The organism is Paenibacillus polymyxa, from assembly GCF_018614975.1.
Classification (GTDB): domain Bacteria; phylum Bacillota; class Bacilli; order Paenibacillales; family Paenibacillaceae; genus Paenibacillus; species Paenibacillus polymyxa_E.
Window position 1 is genome coordinate 100,572 of record NZ_JAGGNR010000007.1, and the last position, 22,207, is coordinate 122,778.

The following is a 22,207-nucleotide window of genomic DNA, read 5'->3' on the forward strand; positions in this document are numbered from 1 at the left end:
CTACTACACTCCCTTTGCATATCGGTCAATGTGCACTTTGGTCTAACGATATACCGTTAGCATTTGATTTTCATTTAGTACAAGCATTTCGGGTTTGTGGGTCATCTTGAGTATGGCGGCCTGCTGCAGGGAACCTGACATCAGCCATTCCAGAATGGGATGGGCTTCCTCCGCTTCAATAGAACCAATACCTTTCTGATGCATGCTTTGCCTTACCTGCTCCGATACGACCGAACCGACGCTGCCCCAATATCCCCAGTTGACCACTTTGATCCGTCCAGGCCATTTCCTGTTCATCTGTGAGGCCAGGGCATCGGCATAACAGCAGGCAGCTACATAGTTGCCCTGACCTGGCAGTTTCATAAAGGAGTTCAGCGAAGAGAAAAACAAGACAAAATCGGGTTGTTTTCGAAGCCGACCCATTAATGCATTCACTTGTTCACTAATTTGAACTTTGGCAGACAGCACGTTGTTGAAAATCTCTTCATCCATACGCGCCAGACTTCTGTCAGACAACACTAATGCAGAGTGGATTATTCCATTCACCCGTCCAAACTGCTTTATGACAGACTCATAAGCCTGTTCCAGAAGACCGGGGAGCGAAGCGTCTGCCTGGATATAAAGAGGCTCCGGCCCCAATCGGCTCAACTGTTCGATTTTACGGCGAATCTCGGGACCCATGGGGCTTCTTCCTAGCCAGATCACTTGTGCGTTGTAGGTCGCAATCATATAACGTGTCCAGACTTCGCCGATTCCTCCGGCTCCGCCGATAACCAAATAGACCCCTCCCTGCCGATAAGCGGCTAGTGGAACGGAATCGTATTCTACAGGCACCAATTCCTGGCGATACCATTCCTGATCCCGCCACACATATGCGTTTCCGTGGGGGTCTGGTGTCATATCTGCAATAGCATCCATTGGGAGAATTTCACTGCCATTCAGATCAATGACGCGAATGGCCCAATGGGTATATTCCTTAGCAAGTGAACCCGTCAGCCCATGAATGGCTGCCTGATCCGGGTCGATGGTATCATCGAAGGCGAGCGCCTGCGCATTCATTGTAACGACCGTGAGGTGAAGACTCCTGGAGCCGTATCCCAGGTGCAGAAGGCTTTTGACAAACCTGAAGAAACGAGTAAGTTCAGGTACGAAGCTTTCCTGCTCTTCCCTGTTTGTTTCTGTCATGCGATTCTCGGACGTACCGGGGCGACAATGCCAGATCATATGATCGCAATCTCCTTTGGCAGCAAGCATATCCACCATCTGCGTCTCAGATGCCTGTCTCGGAAAGACAATCTGCCGAAAAGCATCCCCTCTCTGGAAACGGATGTTCATGTCGGCATTTTCGCAGAGAATCAGAAGTTTTTCCGCCGAATACACATCAGTGCCGGAAACGTCTTCACTTGATGATTGCTGTTCTAATGGGGCCCAAATCGTTGTAAGAACGGCCAGTTTAGCATCATTTTCGGCTGTTGCTGCCGCCGCCGACATGGCCAGATTTTGTGTCCAGGGCTCCAGTGCGTGCAGATTATTTAGATGATCCCCGGACAGACTCGAGAAGGCTGCTTCCTCTCCGGTCGAATCCTGCCGGGATTGGGGTGCGGCAACGGAAGCCCACTTCCGTAACGCCAAACCTTCAAACTTCGCACAAAGCAATCCACCCTCACTATAGAGTGAGAGGTCATAACGAGGCATAGAATTCTCAGGACCACTGCCCGCCGCATAATTGACTTCCACCCACATCACTGAAGAACATGGTCTGTAAATCTCCGCTTGTTGCAGTGCATATGGCAGCCAGGGCTCAGGTGGAAGGCCTTCTTCCTGACTTAAATCCATAGCAAGTGCCAGACAGGCCTGAAAAGCCGAATCTAGCATGGATGGGTGGAGTCCGTATTCCTCCAAACTTTCTGTACCCGACAATGGCATGGCTAGTCGTGCCATAACACTGTGCTGACCTGTATACAAATGTGAGATGCAGCGGTGAGTGCTTCCATAAACCAGACCTATTCGAGAAAAAATTTGATATCCTCTCTCAGGTGGAACGAGCTTGTTGCTATGACGCTTATGCCAATCAGCAGGTTGGAATACAGGCGTGTCCCCTGTGGAGCGAATCATGGAAACGAATCCTTGACTGCATAATACAGATGGAGCCTCAGCCTTTGCTTTGCTCGTAATTTCAAATCGATATCCCTGCTGGTGTTGCTCAGCTTGCAATTCAAGATGTACAGACAATGGCTGATCCTCTACAGATGCGGGATGCAGCCATACGAGATCATGCAGGCGAAAATGATCGTTCCCGTTTTCCTGTCTGTCGTGTTCTTCAGGCGGCAGGGAATGCCGCAGCGCTGCTGCAGCCATTTCCAGATGAGCCGCTCCGGGTAAAATGTTCATCCCTTTTACTTGATGATCGCGCAGAAATGATTCGTTTCCGGTAAAACGTGAGCTAAACCGCTGACTGCCCAAATAACTGGTGTTTTTATGCAGCAGCGGATGCAGCCATTCTGTCTGGCTTGGCGCTACGACGTTCGTGGTTTCAAAACCTTCATTCCCCGTTGAGGAGGAGGATAAAGAAGGGATCATGTAATGTTCTTCGGCAAAAGGGTATCCCGGTAGGCTAATTCGCTGTGGTTTAACCGTTCCATACCACTGCTGCCAATCCAGCTTCATTCCCCGAACCCATTGCTCCAGAAGCCGGGCCGTTTTTCGTTTGCGCATCCAGCTTGCTGCCAGCTCCTGCATATCGTCATCGTCTACAAGTCGATTGTCATTCCGTTCCATATCGATCTCTCCGGTAAATATCTGTTCATGTGCCGTTTCCCCGGTGAGATACGCCTGCAATTTGCTTACCATCTCCATGATGGTATACGCCGTGAAAGCGCATCTGCATTCCATTTCTTCTCTTCCGGTTTGCAGCGTGTAGGCGATCCGGGCGAGATGTAAGTCCGTATAAGCGTTATCTTGAACGGCCTGCGCAAGCTGTCTCACCTTGATCTTGAGTCGATCTTCGCTTTTTGCGGATAGGACGATCATTACGGGTGTATTAAAATCTCCTACCGCCGCCGATTCCTGGCCCATGTGGTTGTCCGCCCTGTATTCCTCAAGGATGACATGGGCATTGGCACCGCCTGCTCCGAATGAGGAGATGCCCGCAATCCGCGGATATTCGCGTATGCCTTCAGGTGTATCCAATACAGGACGAACCCATGGGGACATGTGCTGCTGAACGCGAAATGGAGTTTGACTGAACCGGATATTCGGGTTACTGCTCTCTGCATGCAGTGAAGGCACCAGGCAGCCGTGACGCATTTGCAGCAGTATTTTGCTGATTCCGGCGATGCCGGCCGCACTCTCGGCATGACCGATGTTCGACTTCACCGAGCCGATTGCACAAAATTGTTTATCCGCTGTATGTTTCTCAAATGCCCTGCGCAAGCCTTCGATTTCAATGGGGTCACCCAGTGCAGTGCCGGTGCCATGAGCCTCAATATAACTGATGGTCCGGGCATCCACTCCAGATCGTGAGATGGCTTCGCTGATCACCTTTGCCTGCTGGCCGGGATTGGGCACGGTGTACCCTTTTGTTTTGCCTGCTGCATTAATCATGCTTCCTTTAAGGATGCCGTAAATGAAATCCCCATCGGCCTCCGCCAGATGAAGCGGCTTGAGCAGCAATGCACCAACACCTTCGCCGTCCACAAAACCGTTGGCTTCCTCTCCAAAAGGACTGCACTCGTTGCCTGGAGACAGCATGGTTTTTTCGGATAACCTGACATAATGAACCGGGTCAACGATCAGATTCACACCGCCTGCGATGGCTAGGTCGCAGGTGCCGTTGCGCAGACTTTCCATTGCCAGGTGAATGGCCGTTAAGGAGGAAGAACATGCCGTATCCACAGCCAGACTTGGACCCGTGAAATTAAACGTGTAGGATACCCGATTGGCTACCGACCAAAAAGAAGCTCCCGTAGGATAGTTGCCATTCATTACGCCTGTGTACACACCGACTGTACCCGCATCGGCAAGAGCATGAGGCGTATAACCTGCATCTTCAATGGCAGCATAGACCGTTTGCAGGAACTGCCGCTCCTGCGGGTCCATTTGTTCGGCCTCCTTAGGAGAAATGTGGAAGAACAACGGGTCAAAATGATAGATACCACGAATAAATCCTCCCCACCTGCTGTAAGACGTTCCTTTTTGTCCTTTCTCCGAATGATAGTGGGTTCTCCAATCCCAACGTTGTGAAGGTATTTCAGTAATGCAATTTTTGCCCTGCATCAGATTATTCCAAAATTCTGCCATATCATCAGCCTGAGCGTAACGCCCGGCAAGCCCGATGATGGCTACTTCACCTGTTGCCTCAGATGGTCGTTGCTGCTTGTAACTTTCAGTTAGGTGAACGGCAGCTTCTGCCGAAAATTCACTAATAGGCTCCGGGTCATGTTGCATTTCCGTCAACCCAAGCATCGAGATCAGTTCAAACTTGTGCTTTTCCACAAAATGGTTGACCAGTGCATCTAGGGTTGTATATTCAAAAAAGAGCACGCTGCTCACATGCTCTTCCATTTCCTTATTTAGCTGCTCAGTTAACTGAATGATGAGAATTGAATCCAGCCCATACATTTCCAGAGCTTCCGAGGGATCAATATGCTCTGGTTCTATATCCAGAATGGAACCAATCATCTTTTGTAAATACATCATGCATGCTTGTTTTAATTCCCTGTCATCTACAGCAGGGTCTTTCGGAGTTAACGTGTTTAAGGCTGGTTCTAGTTCTTGAACTGTAGTAGTCTCTTGTGACTGTAAAGGCTCTTGCCTTCCAGCTGTGGGCAGCATCTGAGCCGCTGATGAAAAGGTGTGTTTCTGCCGGACGACACCGTCACTCGCTGCGCTTATAATTTGCTGGCCCAGTCCTTCGGCAGTGGATGCCGGAAATTGTACGTCGAGGTATCCCTCCAGCTCCAGTGCCGCTTTCCACTGATCCGGATGCAGCAGCGGAGTGCCGGGAATACGCACCTGTTCGTCTTCGAACAGCCACCACCCGGTCAGCAGACCAAACGTGACGTGGTTAAACAGGGAATCCTCAATAATTTCGTTGATTAGCAGTTTACCTTTCAAGGTCAACAGCGCTTTGGCATTGCGCAAAGTATGGCGGATCTGACGTGTGGCGTGCAGTACATTGGTAGCCACGACCAGGTCATATCGTCCCGCTTCAATTCCCTGAGAATGCAAGGGCTCTTCAATATTGAGCAGGCTGTACGTCAGGTAGGGATAATACGGACCATATTGATTCCTTGCATGCTGCAGAAAAGATTTGGAGACGTCCGTGTAACAGTATTCCTGAATAAGTTCACGGTAGGGCTCGAACTTTTGAAACAACATGGAGCTTGTTCCACCAGTTCCGGCGCCAATTTCAAGAATACGGATCTTGCGATTGTCATGCCCGGAGAACTCCCGGATCAGCTGGGTGGCTTCATCTGCAAGCCGTCCATTGAAATAATCTGCAATTGAATTTTGCTTGTATATTCCCTCGACTCTTGACATGGAGCCCCCCGGAAACATGATCTCTGTTGCGGACTGTTTGCCTGTAATAATGTCGGGCAGCGCCCGGATCATCACGTCAGCGAGCTCCACCCTTGCTCTCATTTCTGGCTGCGTAATCCAGCGCTCCTTGTGCTCCTCCCAATCAGACCAAATATTGCTTCGTTCGAATTCACCGAGTTCCGGGTTACGCTGAAGAATGCGAAGTGTGTGGTCCATCCATCGTTGGTATGCAGGAAGCACATCAGGATAAGAAGTCCAGTACGAAGCTCCTGTTATCGTTCTAACATCTCCAAGCTGTTCCATCTGAACAATCAACACATGCATCAGCTTCTGGTTTAATGAATTCCACAGCTTGTGCTGTAAGGATAATCGCTCGTTATCTTGCATGATTTCGCCCTCCTGTTGGATTACACGCTTCATGCCTAATATACTGTCATGAATTCTTGCTCGCTGATCGCGTATGGCTGTGCCTCACCAATGATGTTGACCAATCCCAGTTGAGGAAGTGAACTGGCCAGAAACATTTCAAGCGCAGCCATCGCTTCGGGAGGCTCAATCGAGCCAATGCCCTGTTTGGTCATCCGCTCACGATAAGCTGGAGAAGCTACCGTTCCGGTGCTTCCCCAATACCCCCAATTCATGGTTTTAACAGGGTAATGAAGTCGGCGATGAAGCCACTGAGCGAATGAGTCCTTGAACGTACACCCGGCCGAATAATTACTTTGCCCGGCAGGTGTGGCAAATGCATTGATGGAGGAGAAAAACAGCATAAAATCAAGCGGTTCCTTCTCAAAGACCTCGAGCATTCCAGCGCATACGTTGACTTTTGCATATAATCCTTCATTGAATTGTGGCAAGTCCATTTTCATTACACTGCTGTCCCTGAGTGCAATGGCAGCATGAATAACACCATGAATGGTTCCGTGGCGTTGTTTGATTAACCTGTAAGCCTCATGCAATGCCTCAGGACTGCCTGCATCTGCTGATATATATTCTGGAGCAGGACCCGTTAGAGCAAGCCTTTCCTGCTCTTTTGCAATATCGGGGTTGAGCGGTGTTCGTCCGATCCAAATGATCTGAGCGTTATAACAACTAATCATATACTCGCTCCAAACTTTACCCAATCCGCCAGCACCGCCTACAACGACATATACGCCGCAGTGACGATAAGCCGATTGCTGGATGGAAGGCAGCTTGACAGGAAGCAATTCGCAGCGATGCCACTGTTTGGCTCGATAGACAATCAGATTGCTCCAAGTATTCTCAGGCACAATGGGCATGTCACTCAGCGCTGGCAGACTTCGATCTGCAAAATCCAGATCAACTACCCGGAATGTCCAGTTTTTGTATTCTTTGGCCAAAGAACCGAGGAAGCCATGTATGCTTGCATGGAGCGGATGCACTTTATCCTGCGCATGAATGGCTATGGCACTCAAAGTAACTACGGTCCATTGGAGAGGGATTCTGTCGTACCCCAGCTGCAATAGACTCTTAACCAAACTGAATACAATAATCACGCCTTCCTCCTGGCTCTGAGTGATCGCGCTGGCATCCTTCCCTTCTGCGCTGCCCAACCCCGAGACCCACACCAGATGGTCAAGCTGTCCGCAGTTTTCCAGTCTTTGGGCCGTTTGCTCCACAGTTTCTCCAGGCTTCATTGATATCAGCGAAGCTCCCGGATATTGCTGTGTGACCTCATCCAGGTATCCGCTCATCTCCACTGTCTCTGCAACAATGATGGCCGTTCTGAGACTCGCGAAAGAAATCCTGCTATCTTTCTCCGATGGAAGCACACTCCACACAGGAGCCAGCAACGCTGTACCAGGTGGAAAATCTTCGTGCAAATCCCTGGTGATCGTTACACGCTCTGCATCTTGCATCACGTGCTGTTGCCTTTTCTCTTCCGGCATGCTGCGGCACATGTAATTCCGAACCCGGACACAGACGGTTCCCTCAGCATCCATTAGATCCATGTCCAGCTTCGCCACGTTCCCTCCCATTGGATCACCACCACTGAGACGCACATGCACCCACATCTCCGCTGTAGACGGTAAAAAACAATCCATTTCTTCCATATAAAAAGGGAGCTTCGTTCGCTTCTCTTGATCCTGAAGGGTGGCGTTATCGTGAAGCAACAACATCGCTGCCTGCAAGGCCCCGTCCATTATGCTTGGATGCAGCGCATAATCGCCCAATGTATGCTTTATATGGGAAGGGATGTTCAGATGTGCCAGTGCCTGACCAGAACCGATGTACATTCGCTCAATCGCCTGATGACCTGGTCCATATTCCAGCCCTTGAGCTCGCAAGCGGCTATAGATGGTCGCATGATCCAACAAATTCTCCTCTCGCATTGCTGCAATCAGAGACGTAATATCAAGACGATCAGGATCAGCAGAGGCTGACGATCTCAAGGCGACGCGTCCTGTTCCGCAGCTCAGACGATCAAGGGGTTCACTGCCCTCCTCACTGATCTCATATCGGAGAATTCCTCGTTCCGTGTCTTCGTAATGCAGACGAACGGATACCTCAACTGGACGTTCATTCACGAAAATCGGACTTGTCCAGGCTACGTTCTTAATCTGGAACGCTGCAAAGGAGGAAGGGGGTGATTCGTTTACACTGTGCAAAGCCATGCGGGCCATCTCCAGATAAGCCACACCAGGAAGTACCCGTTGCCCTCGAACTCGGTGATCGTTGAGAAAGAATTCATGCCCTGTAAACTCCGAACGGAACCTTGTGTCCTGATTGGCCGAAAGGTTGCGGTGAAGCATTGGATGAAGCCATTCATTCTCTCTCTCTTTTTCCGTTTCCCGGAAAAATTCCTTCGCTTTTTTACCGAAGTTGGCAGCAGACCAACGGAATGTTCTTCTTTGAAATGCATAACGTGGCAGTCGTACTTTCTGATAAGGCTCCTCTTCCACAAGCTGACGCATATCGAGCTCCATGCCGGACAGCCATAATCGCAGTACATTTTCGTGAAATGGTAATTCCAAGCTCACTTCCTCTGCTTTTTGTCCAGTCTGCTTCCTCCAGTCTGGGGCTTTTTCTGAATGAGGTAGAGGTATCTTGCGATCCTTTTCATTTTCACTACCGGGTTGAAGGAAGTATTGTAGAAATTGGACTGCGTTGTCCATTCCACCTGTCCGCTGTTGATGCTGACGAATGAGTGTGTATGCGCGTTCTGGCAGCATGAGTCCGGAATTCTGGTTTAACTGTGCTGTGATCCGTGAAAGTTCATGATGTTCCCCTGTCTCGTTCAACAACATCTCGATAATGTCTCTCCGAGTAATAAGCTTATCCTCCAGAAGATCAAGCAGTTCCTGTACCGCCGGAATGCCTGACTCTTCAGAGACCTGAAGCTGCCATTTTCGTTTCACCCTGCGTAGCGCATCCATGACTGCAATGCATAACACAGCCGACGTGGAACGGGAAGATTCGCTTGTACTGTTGCTGTCGGGCGTTGGTTGCAATTGCCATGGGATGGCTGTTCCCGTGCTTTCCTGCCATTCGTCATTCCATTCATTTATGTAGTTCCTGAACGTATACTGATGGGTGTATAAACGATGCGCACGATCCATCAATTCGTCTCGGAACCCGTGGTAAGCCTGTTCCTCCACAATCCGTACAGATTGAATCAGATCTTCTACATAGGAATCATCAAAAGCAAAGGGCATGATTGGGGATGAGCTTCCCTCCTGCATGACAGGCCATATAGGGCTGCACGGTCTCACGTCCTCGACACGCTTCTGCTTGAGCAGAACGGAGATCATATCTTCAACAGAAATGTGACCTCCAATGACCCATGCAATCAGCATGCCAATTCCTGTTCCCTGAATCCACCGTGGGGCAAAACCCAGTTGAATCAAGGAAGCAGCATGAACATATCCAGCTATAAAACAATACAGCTCTCGCCGATCTTCATGCCACGTATCCTGATAGAATCCTGCCATCAAATCTTCCCATTCTTCCCTCATGCCGTTTGCTTTTAATGCTGCCTCGATTTGCCTTTCCACCTTCCGCAGTAATAACAGAGACGTATGTCCAGAGCATTTCAATTGGGCGTATCCCTTCCATGTGGGACTTTGAATGTTCAGATACCCTGCGGATGCTCCAATTTGCGGGCTACCGTAACAGTCGGAATTCAGCAATGTTCTGAGCTCTTCCTGGGTATGAGCCCATCCCCCAAACCGATATTTGAAATGCTCTCTGCCTTTAAGCAGCGACAGGCTGATAGCCCGTAGTGTATCTTCCACATTAGCATGCTTGTCGAACCACTGCTGCCAATCTGCGACATGCTCCTGTAAGCTCGCTTCCGACTTGGCAGACAGCAGGAATAATCGGGATGGCTCTCTGGATTCCTGCTGGACGGGAACAGATGGTTTGGGAGCGGGTTCGTAGTGTTCGACCAAAACGTGGGCATTTACACCTCCGAAACCGAATGAACTGATCCCTGCGCGTAAAGGCTGTCCCTGCTCCCGACTGTGCCAAGTCTCTTGTTTCTGTGCAACCTCCAGCGGAGTATGCGAAAAAGGAATCATCGGATTCAGCGTCTTCACATGAAGAGAGGCCGGGATTTTCCGATGTTTCATCATCATCATGACTTTAACAAGACCAGCGATGCCCGCGGCACTCTCCAGATGACCGATGTTCGTTTTAACCGATCCGATCTTACAGAATGAACGATCCGGGGTATAGTGCCGAAATGCCTGAGTTAATGCTTCGACCTCAATCGGGTCCCCTAGAGAGGTGCCAGTCCCGTGTGCTTCGATATAGGTAATGGAGCGAGGATCAATATCCGCAGCCTTCCACGCAGCCAAAATGACATCACGCTGCGCCTCCATGCGAGGTGCCGTAATGGACAAGCTTTTTCCCGTATGGTTGACAGCAGAGCCTTTAATGATGCCATAAACCGTATTTCCTTGCTCGACGGCTTCCTCCAATCGTTGTAGAAGTAATACAGCAACCCCGTCTCCCGGGACGTATCCGTCCGCGCTCTGGTCAAATGTTTTGCACTGCCCTGTTGGGCTTAACATTCTGGATTGGGAAAAGGAAACATATTTGAGCGGGTCGAGATTCAAATTTACGGCAGAAGCCAAGGCATAATCACATTCTCCCAGAATCAGGGCACGTCTCGCCTCGTGAATAGCCACAAGTGAGGAAGCGCAGGCCGCATTAATCGGCAGGCTCATGCCACTCAAATTAAACGCGTAGGATATCCGGTTCGCAAGCAAGCTCTCATAATTGCCAAGACAGGCATAGCTGTCTGCCTGTGAGGCTTCCATTTGCTGCAAATAACCCGCAGTCATCACGCCGGTATAAACAGCTGTCACCTTCTGCTGAAGCTCCGACAGAGAAATGCCCGAATCCTCGATGCAATGCCATGTATCTTCGAGGAGCAGACGCTGCTGTGGGTCCATGCTCGCAGCCTCGCGCGGGGAAATGTTAAAAAAGCTGTGGTCAAAATCATATGCTCCTTCGACCAAGCCGCACCATTTGCTTGAGGTTTTGCCTGTGTCATTCGAGTTTGGCGAATAAAACTGCTCCAAGTCCCAGCGTTCCGGGGGAATCTCGGAGATGGAATTGCGGCCTTGAATCAGATTTTCCCAAAATGAATCATATCCGCTGGCTCCCGGGAAACGACAGGCCATACCCACAACGGCAATTTCCGTCCTTTTGCTTCCCATCTGAATGTCTCCTCTCCTTTAGTATCGGAATACTGACCTTTCATCTCATCACGGCTTCATAATTCCCGCAAAGCGCAGCATGTGTGAGAATGACGGCGGCTTGTCACTGTATCCAGACGTAGTCAGCATTTGTTCCTTCAGCAGATTGGGACACTTGCCAATTCGACGAAAAGCAGCATTGCGAAGCGTCACAAAGGCGCGGTTCTTCACAAACCAGCAATAGGTATGAGCTGTGCTGTTACGCTGGATGAGACGCACATATTTCCTTCTTTTTTTCTCATACAGGCGAAGCTGACTTTCCGAGCAGTCATCGGTAATGAGCGCTTCTTCCAACGTATTCGACAGTTCGACAGCACCCTGAATCGCCAGATTCATTCCCTGTCCCAGTGCCGGACTTAGAGCGTGGCATGCATCTCCCAGCAGAACGGCGCCGTTAACCGCCCATTTTTCGGTATGCAGATAATAGGCCGGAATGGACTGAACCTGTTTGAAATCCTCGATCTGCGATATTTCTTGCTGCAAGTGTGGACAAAGGGACAGCAGCATGCCGCGCAACGATTCGATACCGTCCTCCCGAATGCGCTGCCATAGATCCTTTCGCAGAGCCAGGTAGATCCGTAGCCTATGGCCCGGTAAAGGAAAGACTCCGCAGCTTACGCCTTCGCCAAAGAAAAAGCTGGCTTCTTCCCTGATTTGTGTGACATCGTGAAAAGTAAAAGCGAACATTTTTGCCATCTTTTCCTCATAGGGATAAAGGTGATATTTAAGCCCCAGCTGATCACGAATTTTGGACTTGATGCCGTCTGACCCGACAAGGATTTTGCTGCCGATACGTACCTTTTTACCCGCAGAATCTGCTTCGATTCCGCTCACATAATGATTGGTGAACAACAGCTTGCCTGCGTTCATGCCGGGGTAAAAGCGTACATTGGGCATTTCCTCAATGGCATTAAACAGGCTTTGATGAATGTGGTGATGGTCCCCGTTCAATGCATAACGCACAGGCATGTCCATCTCCTCATAGCTGCCCGTAAAACAGTTGACACCCCCAAGCGTGCCGTAGTTTACCCGTGCTACATGAGCGCAGTGTTTGGTTACTTCAGGAAGAACGCCAAGCTTGTCCAGCAGATCGATTGTTATGGGCTGAAGAAAATCACCTTTTGGAATGTTGGGAAATTGTTTTGAACGTTCAATCAACACCACTTGTCGACCTTTTCTGCCCATGGCCAATGCCAGTGCCACGCCTGCAATGCCCGCCCCCACAATAAGCACTTCACTTTCGATATCCATTCGATTCCTCCTTATTGGCTTGTCTCACTGAGCATCTAATTGTGCTGAACCGTTTTATACCTGTTGAAGCAAGCTTTCGTTAAGCAGTTGGGCTGTTTCTTCCATTAACTTCTCTCCGATCAGGTGCACATGGCGCTGTGTCCAGGATTCAAGCGTTGTTCCTCGTACCCACTGATTAAAAGCACCAAGTGCCGGACCGCAATATACCTGAAAGTCCACCCTGTGCTGATGATTCTCATCCCCCTGAAGCGCCAGTTTGGCAGAGTGCTCCAGATACCATTTAAAGATAACGGCCATTCTGGCCTTGGGACTACGTTCGGCAAGTGCTCTCTCCTGGGTCGTAAGAGCGGATTCCATCTCCGCGTAAATGCTGTCAAAGCTCCTTTTGAAATACTGCTCCTGAAGCCTTGTTTTTGTTTTCTCATCGATCTCGTCGATGCTGTCGTACTGGCGATACAGCTCATGCAGTTTGTTAGCACGCGCAGGAAAATAAACGCCTTTCTTCAGCACCTGTACCTTGCCTCCCAGTTCAAACATGCCTGCTGCGGGCGCATATCCGGTATCCTGAACGTTGATTTGCTGAAGCAGTTCCTTTACGAGTTGGCTAGTATTGGCTTCGACCGTACATTGATTAATGGAGCCGGTCAGAATAAAGTCTGCCCCCATGACAAATACTGCTGCAGCCGCCTGGGGTGTACCAATACCCCCAGCTGCACCGATCCGAATGGCTTTGGCATAGCCATGCTTTTTCATCATCTGATTGCGCAGGGACAGCATGGCAGGCAGCAGGGTCATAGATACTGCACCATCGGTATATCCTGCACAGTCTGCTTCTGCACAAATGTCATCTGCCATCGGCAATTGCCGCGCCCATTGGGCCTGTTCAGCGGAAATACGTCCTTCAACCAGCAATTGGTCCAGCATATGTTGCGGAGCTGAACTCATAAACAGCTCTGCCACCTCTGGACGAGAGCATTTGGCGAGAACAAGATGAGATGAAGCCACAGTACCATCGGATCTGCGATAGATTCCTTTGATCCGATAGTGAACAAGTGCCGGAGTCATGCCCAGATATCCTTTTGCTTCAATCTTGTTCAGGCCCAATCTAAGCATTAACTTGATCATCTCTTGCTCGCGCTGAGGGTGGAGAGGATCATGAAGCACATTTAATCCCCAGCAATGTTGGACAGGCAATTGTTGGCGGATGGACATCACCGCTTCTTCCACCTCTTCAACGCGCAGTCCACCTGTTCCGAGAAAGCCGACCATGCCAGCTTTTGCAAGTGTTGTGATCATTGCCACAGATGAAATGCCGCCAAACATGCCTCCCGCAACGTATGCCAGCCTGGCACCATAATCCTGCCTGAATTCAGCGCTGCCCATCCGTTCAGATTGGAAACGTCGCGAACTGCTGAACGGATGGGCAGCGGTCTCAGACACTCCCAATGATTCATCCTTAGGTACATCCCTTATCACTGCAGGCGAAGGCGGAGGCGGTTCAACAGATAATTTCTCCACAAAAAGTGGCTGAGCCTGAGTCTGGATAGCCTTTACGAGTTTGCTTAGAGCCGTCCCGGGTCCAATCTGTACAATATCGTTAACCCCTTTTCCCATCAGATATCGAATGGTATCGGTCCATTGCACAGAGGACGTCAACTGCTCCACCATGTTGTGTTGCAGATGATCGATTGTATAGGGTCTTGCCCCAACATTGGAAATAACGGATAGCGTCGGGGCAGCAAACTGAAATTGCTTGAGATATGCAGCAAATTGCTGCTTGGCCGCCTCCATATATCTAGAGTGAAATGCGCCGCTTACATTCAAGATGACGTAATTGGATGCACCTTCCTGCTCAAACACAGACTTCGCCTGAATTAGCAAGTCCTGCGGACCCGAAATAACGATCTGACTGGGACTGTTCATATTGGCGATATCCAAGTGGTCAAGGCCATGCTGCTCAAGAATCTTACCCACAACATCCGCATGGAGCCCAATCACAGCAGCCATCCCACCGCCCTCTGCTCTTCCCATTAATTCACCACGGAACTGGACGATACGTAGTCCGGTTGCAAAATCAAACACACCCGCAGCCAGCAATGCATTAAATTCACCCAAACTGTGTCCCGCAGCATAGTCCGGCTGCCCCTGTTGCTCGAGTTCCCTGTAGTACATCAGGGCATTGACGGTGTACAGGGCCGGCTGGGTGTATTCCGTACGTTTGAGTCGCTCTCCGGGATCTTCGAGACACAGCTCTTGTATGGAATATCCCAATATTTCATCTGCGGTGCGGACCAGGTCCGGATAATGATTCCAAACGTCGTGCCCCATGCCCTTGAACTGCGAACCTTGCCCTGGAAATACATAAGCCCTCATGTTCTGCTCTCCTCTCTGAATGTTCATCGACGGCTGTTGATATTGCCTGGCCACGCTCTCCAATTGTTCCTTATCCCTGTAAAAGGGAGATAACAAACCGACTGCCGCTGATGAAGCTTGTTTGTCTGAAAGCCGTTTCACAAAACCTGCAAGCGTACCGCCCGGACTGATATCGATATAGTGATGCGGTCCGGCAGATTCAAGCTTTTGTATTGCTTCGCGAAAGAGAATTGGCTTTCGTGCAACCTGCCAGAAGTGATTTTGTGCAATTGGGGCAGCCTCCCCTCCAGTCATACAGGAGATTAAAGGGATATTAGGGGCTGCAAATGTAAATGCCTGCAAATCCTCCGTGTATGCTGCCTCTGCACTATCAATCCATTGAGAATGATAGGCAAAAGAAACCGGGAGCATCTGACTTAACACAGCATGCGATGTGAGCCACTCCTGTGCTTTTGCCAGTGCATGCACTGGTCCGGAAATAACAAAATGCCCGTCATAATTGACGGACACCAAGGTACAATATTCAATTTCCGGAAGTTCCGGATATAGAGATGCATCTCCCAATATCGCTAACATCGCGCCAGAAGGGCAGTGTTGCTCGAATCGTATTGCCTGCTTCATAACACAGCGCAAGCCATCTTTTGCACTGAATACGCCCGCAATGGCAGCGGCGGCAAATTCCCCAAGGCTGCTGCCAAGGACGTAATCAGGTATCACGCCACGAGTTAATAACGATTGGGCAAGTGCATACTCCACCATATAGATGGCGGGATGCGACAGAATTGTACGTTTGAAGCGGTCCTCATCGGTTGACGATTCGCCGTACATATACTGGACGATTGACTCGCCCCCGCATTCCAAAACCGTTTGATCCAGAGCAAGCATCGTTTCCCTGAACAATGCATCCTGCTCAAACAGCTCCTTCCCCATCTGCGGATACTGCGATCCTTGTCCAGAAAACATAAAAACAACGGAATCGCTCAGTCTGAGCACCTCCTTACAAGCACATCAATAGACATATCAAATAAACTCCGCTATCCCCGTTGTGATCAGGGACAGAAGCTTGTAATTTAACACAAAACTATCATTATATGTGCATTTTCCTATCTTCAACGTGCCGAAACAACGATTGAATTAGTTGAAAAGCTTGTTGAATATACTATAATCAATTTTGTAATTTTTGTAAATGATGGATTTTGTAAATATAGTCATTGTATATCGTAAAATGATGAATAACATTGTATTTTAAATATAAAAAAAGAAAAATAGTATAGTTCTGTATTATTTTTTTCCATAAATCAGAATTTCGGAATGATTTAATAAATAGATAACGACTAATTAAATAACAATCGATGTTACTTTTATGCTTTATCTATCTGATAGAAAAGCTATATTAAAGCTTCCGCCGTTTTTGCATATGTTAACGATTTTTTTAAACTTTTTCACCAATAACCCTAATAAAATTAACCTTGATGTAACCCTTGATGGGACATTTGCCTGAATACAACAAGAGGTACCTCCAATATTCTAGCTTATTTAATTAACTTATTTACAGTTATCATCAGTTCATCCAAAACTTTGTGATCGCCTTCTGAAATGCGTTCAATGACACAGCTTTTCATGTGATGTTCTAAAAGCTGCTTTCCTACTCCATTCAACGCGGATTGAATAGAGGCAATTTGGTGCAACACGTCATCACAATACGTGTCCTTCTCAATCATTCCTTTTACTCCACGCACTTGCCCTTCAATCCGATTCAACCGGCTAATTAAGTTTCGCTTCGTACTCTCCGAATGATGGCTTTTCCGCTCGTTTGAAGATGTATGGTCACATGAGGCGTCCTCAAGTATCGTATCATCCATGTAGATCAACTCCTTTATTACACATTACCATCCCCCCCTATCCTATGTAAAGGGAGCAAGAAGTATCATGGTACGTGCTAAGAGAACGGCTTGTCATCAACCAAGATTGAATCGGTTGGGCAACCATCTACTGCATCTTGTAAGTCTTCCAGCCAACCCGGACCTATTATTGACATACCGTGGTTGTTGTCTCCTTCAAAAATCACATGTGCCACTGCTCCACAAGCGATGCAAGTATCTTTATCTACACAAGTATATTTAGACATATGATACCCTCATCCCCCCTACAACGATATATCAGTCAAAGGGCTATTTCTATTAAGAATAACCCCGGTCAAAAGTTGACCGGGGTTATAAGAGTTACTTAACTAACTCGCTGATTTCAGTGAGGTTTTCGGCAAAGCCTACAAAGACCTTATCTTCAATGACAATGGTTGGTACAACCTGTTTGCCAGTCAACTTCCAGACTTCCTCAGCGTACTTGGTATCTTCTTCACAATTGTAATCCGTATAGGGAAGTTCATGCTCTTTAAAGTAACGTTTAGCATAATTGCAATCGCTACAGGTTGGGATTGAATAAATCTGAATGGATTCCGTCATGTCCAATGACCCTCCCTTGTATTTCAATATATATTACGCTCCGACGTTATATCCTTTTTTGCGGATCGCTTCTTCAATTTCAGCAATTTGAACTTTAGATTCGTCAAATCGAACTTCTACTGTTCCTTGTTCAAACTTAACGTGGCCTTCAGCGCCAAGAGCGCTAATTGCACCTTCAATTTTAGATACACAAGAACGGCAAGACATACCTTGAATTTTTACAGTTGCTTCTTTCAGTGTTTTCACCCCCTTTCAAGCGTCATAGACTTCAAGTTTTCCAGTGTCATTCGATTAACGAATTTGCTGAACTTTTCTTTGCCTTTGGCATGCATCCTATAATAATCAATAATTGCGGTAACGAAAGGAATAAGCTGATCCTCCGTTAGTCCGGAACTTAGCAGCGTGGCAAAGGAGGTTTTAAGCCCCTTCGACTCGCCACCAACATAAACATCGAACTTATCGCGCATCTTTACGATCCCAATATCCTTAATCAACGGTTCACTAGTGCCTAAGGCACATCCAGCATATCCAATCTTGAGTGGTGTAGGCGTATCGATACCGGAAATGGCTTGATTTAAATTTTTGGCTGTTTCCATGCCTGCTTCTTCTGCACCTCTACAAAAGTTGCAAGCGATCAGACTTTTGGTTACAAATCCTGCAGGGTTTATTTCAAGACCGTGATCTTCAAGTTTATTTTTGATCTGATCTCGTTGTTCAATCGATACTTCTGCGTAGAGTTGCTTAAAGGGTGTCATCTCCACTTTTGAATCTGGACCAATAATCTCGCCAATTTTAACTAGTTGCTCTGGAGTGAATAAGCTTCCACCAAGTTGGATTGCTGGACTAATCGCTATTTTAATTTTATCTCCCATGCTCATACCTCTCTACTCACTTTACATCTACGACGAAAGGTACTGTAAAGACTTTCCCATCATGTTGGAATTGACCCCAGATTTTATAGATTCCGCTATGCGGGAAGGAGGTCATAAATTCCGCTTTTGGACCTGTTGCCTTTTCCTCTGTTGGATGAACATGCAGATATTGCTCTGCATCCTCTGAAAGGATAACAACATGACCTACAGCACCGAGGTATTGTTCCAGATTATTAATCCCTTCGTCCGTTTTCGCATCCATGATATTAAAGGTCAGATTTACGTCTTCATTGGCCTTTGTGCTACTCACTAAAAGTTCAATTTTTTTTATCATCCACTTCTTTTACAAGACTGGAATCCGCTTGAACAGGCTTTTGGACTTTTTCTTGTCCCCCAACATTCACCCATTCACTGAGTGTAGTGCTAGCTCCACCTTTTGGAACAAAGTCGGCAAGGATTTTGTATTCGCCACCGGCTGGAAATGAAGTTTCAATCGCAAATTTTCCATCGCCTTTATAATCAGGATGAATGTGATTAAAGTAAGAAAGATCTTTACTCACCACGATAAGGTGCATTTGTTTTTCGTGACCCATTTCAAATTCATTAACCGGATTACCATCGACGTCCGTGATTTGGATTGTCAAATGCGAATTTTCATTGGCCTTCACATCTGATGCAAAGGAGCACGAGGCTTTAAGGGTACTTGCTGTTGAATCAGCATGAGGCCCTGCATGATCATGACTCGCACCTTCAGTTTCAGAATCCATCTCAGTATGATTCATAGCACCATGTCCATCTTTATGTGCACTTTCTTTAGGGGTTCCGCAAGCAGACAACACACCAAAAGCTAAAACACCGGTTAACATTAGCATGATTTTTTTACTCCTCATCATCATTATGTTCGCTCCTGTTCTAGTACTTGACTAGCGACGTACTTTTACGCGTTGCAATCGCAGGGCGTTTAGAACGACGGATACCGAACTCAAGGCCATCGCTGCGCCTGCAACCCATGGTGCTAACAGACCGATAGCTGCAATAGGAATGCCTAAGGTGTTGTAACCAAGTGCCCAGAACAAGTTTTGCTTAATGTTGCGCATGGTCTTACGACTCATGTAGATAGCATCAGGAATACTGGATAGATCGCCGCGCATGAGTGTTACATCAGCCGCTTCCATCGCTACATCTGTCCCCGTACCAATCGCCATACCAATATCTGCAGTTGCCAAAGCGGGTGCATCATTGATACCATCGCCAACCATGGCCACTTTTTTACCTTGTGATTGCAGTTTTTTCACTTCTTCCGCTTTTCCTTCAGGTAAGACCTCTGCACGAACGTGGTCAATACCTACTTGAGCAGCGATGGCTTTTGCCGTACGTTCATTGTCACCTGTAATCATAATGACCTGAATGCCCATTTCTTTCAGACGGCTCACTGCAGCTTTCGAAGTTTCTTTAATTGTGTCTGCCACAGCGACCATACCTGCATATTGACCATCAATGGCAACCAGCATCGCAGTTTTGCCCGCTTCTTCCAAACGTGACATCGAATGATAAGCTGCTTTTGCATTGATATTATACTTTTCCATCAGTCGACGTGTACCCACGAGTAGCTGTTTACCTTCAACCATTGCCTGGATTCCGAAACCCGGAAATGCTTCAAAGGATTGTGTTCCTGGTAATTCGATATTTCGTTCCTGGAAGCCTATTACGATGGCTTCTGCAAGTGGATGCTCAGAATTTTTCTCTGCAGCTCCAACAAGTCTCAGGAATTCATTTTCATTGCCAAGAGCGACGACGTCAGTCAATTCAGGTTTACCTTTTGTAACAGTACCGGTTTTATCCAGAAGGATCGCATCAATTTTATGCGTCTGCTCCAGATGTTCCCCACCTTTGAACAACACCCCTAGTTCAGCCGAACGACCAGACCCCGCCATAATGGATGTTGGGGTTGCAAGTCCAAGTGCACAAGGACATGCGATAACAAGAATCGCAATTGCTTTTTCTAACGAACCTGCAAAATCACCTGGTGTAACCCAGAAGTACCAAACCACGAAAGCAACTATTGCAATCCCTACAACGATCGGGACGAATATGCCCGAGATCACATCGGCTACCCGCTGAATTGGTGCTTTTGATCCCTGAGCTTCTTCAACAACCTTAATAATTTGTGCAAGAGCGGTTTCTTTACCTACTTTGGTTGCTTTGATCCGAAGAATACCGTTTTTATTAATCGTAGCTCCAATCACAGCATCTCCGACTTTTTTCTCTACTGGAAGGCTTTCACCCGTAAGCATGGATTCATCTACAGATGAGATCCCTTCCAGCACCTCTCCGTCTACAGGAACTTTATCTCCTGGGCGAATAATGACAACATCTCCTACAGTGACTTCATCCACTGGAATGGTAAGTTCTTTGCCATCCCGAACCACTAATGCCGTCTTCGCCTGCAGACTCATCAGTGATTTAATTGCCTCTGATGTTCGACCTTTCGCAAGTGATTCAAACAATTTACCCATAAGAACCAATGTAATAAGGACCGCACTCGTTTCATAATAGAGGGATGGACCATGATGCATCCCGTCAGCCATACTTGACCATTGAATGGTCAAATACAAACTATAGAAGTAGGCTGCAGAGGTACCAAGTGATACCAACACATCCATGTTGGCACTCCCGTTTCGGAGAGCCTTATACGCACCCACATAGAACTGTCTACCAATATAAAATTGTACTGGTGTAGCCAGAATTAGTTGGAACCACGGATTCATAAACAATTCCGGTACATAGATCCATGAAGTGAACGAGAAGTGACCTACCATAGTCCACAACAACGGCAAGGAAAGAATCGCCGAAATCAGTAATTTCCGTTTTTGATTACTCAGTTCTTTAGCACGATGGTCACTTGCACCACCACTGGAACCGTCTGCCTTCACGATCGCCGTATAACCAAGTTTTTTCACCTTATTTTTCATGTCTTCGATGGAAACTTCATCAGGGGAAAATTCAACTCGGGCCGTTTCCATAGCGAAGTTTACTGAAGCGTTAGTAACGCCAGGCAGCTTATTCAGGCCTTTTTCAATTTTGTTCGCACAAGCTGCACAGGTCATACCTGTAATTTGTATACTCGACTGTTTCATCTGAGCCGCTGCTGTTGCCAAAATAACTCACTCCCCTCATCGTCCATTACTTACGCTACTTCGTAGCCTTGCTCTTCAATAACTTCTTTAATTTGCTCCAAGGAGACTTGATTTTCATCATACGTCGCTTCAACCGAATCATCACTGAGGTTCACCTTGCCACTCACTCCGATTTCTTTCAGAGCACCTTCGATGGAGTTTACACAATGTTGGCAGCTCATACCTTGTACATTCAAAACAATGTTTTTCATCTTATTTCGTCCCTTCTTGTGGGTGATTTTTTGGTTTAGTTTGACCTAAACAATGGGCTAAACTCTCGAGTCCAGTTTTTCAGGTCTCATCAAGCTCTTGTACAATACAATACCCCCCTACCCTATACTAGTCAACATATTTTTATACCCCCACACCCTATATGAACTATCTTTCTCGTTAGATCAACGAATTTATGGAGAGAAGAACCGATTATTTATACGCTGATTGGTAATCGGACCATGATCTTGTCCCTCGATATAAAATTCCTTTATTTATTGTTGAATGTTACTCCATCCGCTTACATCACATTGTCCATAATCATTATCACCCACAGCTGTTACTGTTCCGTCAGATTTAAGAGCAACGGTATGACGACGACCTGCCGCTATGGTATAGTTACGGAACCGTTTCGTCTCAAACACTGCATCCTTCCGTGGAATGTAGTCCATATCTTTCTCCCCTCCACAAATTGAAAATCCGCCCGTAGTTCAACAGTAAGTCATAAATTTTGTTGTTAAATAGCACTGTAACAAAAGAAAGGCTCGCACAGACAGGGTCTTATTTCTTCCCTGCCCAATACGAGCGTCTACGTC

13 protein-coding genes and 1 pseudogene are annotated in these 22,207 nt (G+C 47.6%); all 14 read right to left on the bottom strand.

The window, feature by feature from the left end:
* Positions 1–42: 42 nt before the first annotated feature.
* Entirely contained in the window at positions 43–5,928 is a 5,886-nt protein-coding gene (locus J7E78_RS03080; protein WP_215074878.1) for a type I polyketide synthase, read from the bottom strand.
* A 35-nt stretch (positions 5,929–5,963) separates the two neighbouring features.
* Positions 5,964–11,228 carry an SDR family NAD(P)-dependent oxidoreductase gene (locus J7E78_RS03085; protein WP_215074879.1) on the bottom strand — a complete coding sequence of 1,755 codons (5,265 nt, stop codon included), beginning with the start codon at positions 11,226–11,228 and terminating at the stop codon, positions 5,964–5,966.
* Between the two features lie 48 nt (positions 11,229–11,276).
* The gene (locus J7E78_RS03090) at positions 11,277–12,518 is read right to left on the bottom strand and encodes an FAD-dependent oxidoreductase (RefSeq protein ID WP_215074880.1); all 1,242 of its coding nucleotides are present in this window, start codon (positions 12,516–12,518) and stop codon (positions 11,277–11,279) included.
* 54 nt (positions 12,519–12,572) lie between these two features.
* Positions 12,573–15,854: an ACP S-malonyltransferase gene (gene fabD / locus J7E78_RS03095; RefSeq protein WP_215074939.1), complete on the bottom strand. Its 3,282-nt coding sequence runs from the start codon at positions 15,852–15,854 to the stop codon at positions 12,573–12,575.
* Positions 15,855–16,423: 569 nt separating this feature from the next.
* A complete protein-coding gene (locus J7E78_RS03100; RefSeq protein WP_215074881.1) occupies positions 16,424–16,753 on the bottom strand; it encodes a metal-sensitive transcriptional regulator in 330 nt (109 codons plus the stop codon).
* A gap of 77 nt (positions 16,754–16,830) precedes the next feature.
* Entirely contained in the window at positions 16,831–17,019 is a 189-nt protein-coding gene (locus J7E78_RS03105) for a ferredoxin (RefSeq protein ID WP_215074882.1), read from the bottom strand.
* A 94-nt stretch (positions 17,020–17,113) separates the two neighbouring features.
* Positions 17,114–17,353 (bottom strand): glutaredoxin family protein, encoded by a 240-nt coding sequence (locus J7E78_RS03110; RefSeq protein ID WP_215074883.1) that lies wholly within the window; start codon positions 17,351–17,353, stop codon positions 17,114–17,116.
* 33 nt (positions 17,354–17,386) lie between these two features.
* The gene (locus tag J7E78_RS03115; RefSeq protein WP_311516913.1) at positions 17,387–17,599 is read right to left on the bottom strand and encodes a heavy-metal-associated domain-containing protein; all 213 of its coding nucleotides are present in this window, start codon (positions 17,597–17,599) and stop codon (positions 17,387–17,389) included.
* Positions 17,596–18,225 (bottom strand): NAD(P)/FAD-dependent oxidoreductase, encoded by a 630-nt coding sequence (locus tag J7E78_RS03120; RefSeq protein WP_215074884.1) that lies wholly within the window; start codon positions 18,223–18,225, stop codon positions 17,596–17,598. The genes J7E78_RS03115 and J7E78_RS03120 overlap by 4 nt, the downstream gene beginning before the upstream one ends.
* Before the next feature lie 16 nt (positions 18,226–18,241).
* Positions 18,242–18,559 carry a hypothetical protein gene (locus J7E78_RS29240; RefSeq protein ID WP_251034785.1) on the bottom strand — a complete coding sequence of 106 codons (318 nt, stop codon included), beginning with the start codon at positions 18,557–18,559 and terminating at the stop codon, positions 18,242–18,244.
* Positions 18,543–19,121, bottom strand: coding sequence for a hypothetical protein (locus tag J7E78_RS03125; RefSeq protein WP_251034786.1), 579 nt, complete (start codon positions 19,119–19,121; stop codon positions 18,543–18,545). The genes J7E78_RS29240 and J7E78_RS03125 overlap by 17 nt, the downstream gene beginning before the upstream one ends.
* A gap of 27 nt (positions 19,122–19,148) precedes the next feature.
* Positions 19,149–21,383 carry a heavy metal translocating P-type ATPase gene (locus J7E78_RS03130; RefSeq protein ID WP_251034787.1) on the bottom strand — a complete coding sequence of 745 codons (2,235 nt, stop codon included), beginning with the start codon at positions 21,381–21,383 and terminating at the stop codon, positions 19,149–19,151.
* Positions 21,384–21,412: 29 nt separating this feature from the next.
* Positions 21,413–21,613 carry a cation transporter gene (locus J7E78_RS03135; RefSeq protein WP_047843207.1) on the bottom strand — a complete coding sequence of 67 codons (201 nt, stop codon included), beginning with the start codon at positions 21,611–21,613 and terminating at the stop codon, positions 21,413–21,415.
* A 282-nt stretch (positions 21,614–21,895) separates the two neighbouring features.
* Positions 21,896–22,063 (bottom strand): annotated as a pseudogene (locus J7E78_RS03140) (RCC1-like domain-containing protein); the annotation flags it as partial.
* Between the last annotated feature and the right edge of the window lie 144 nt (positions 22,064–22,207).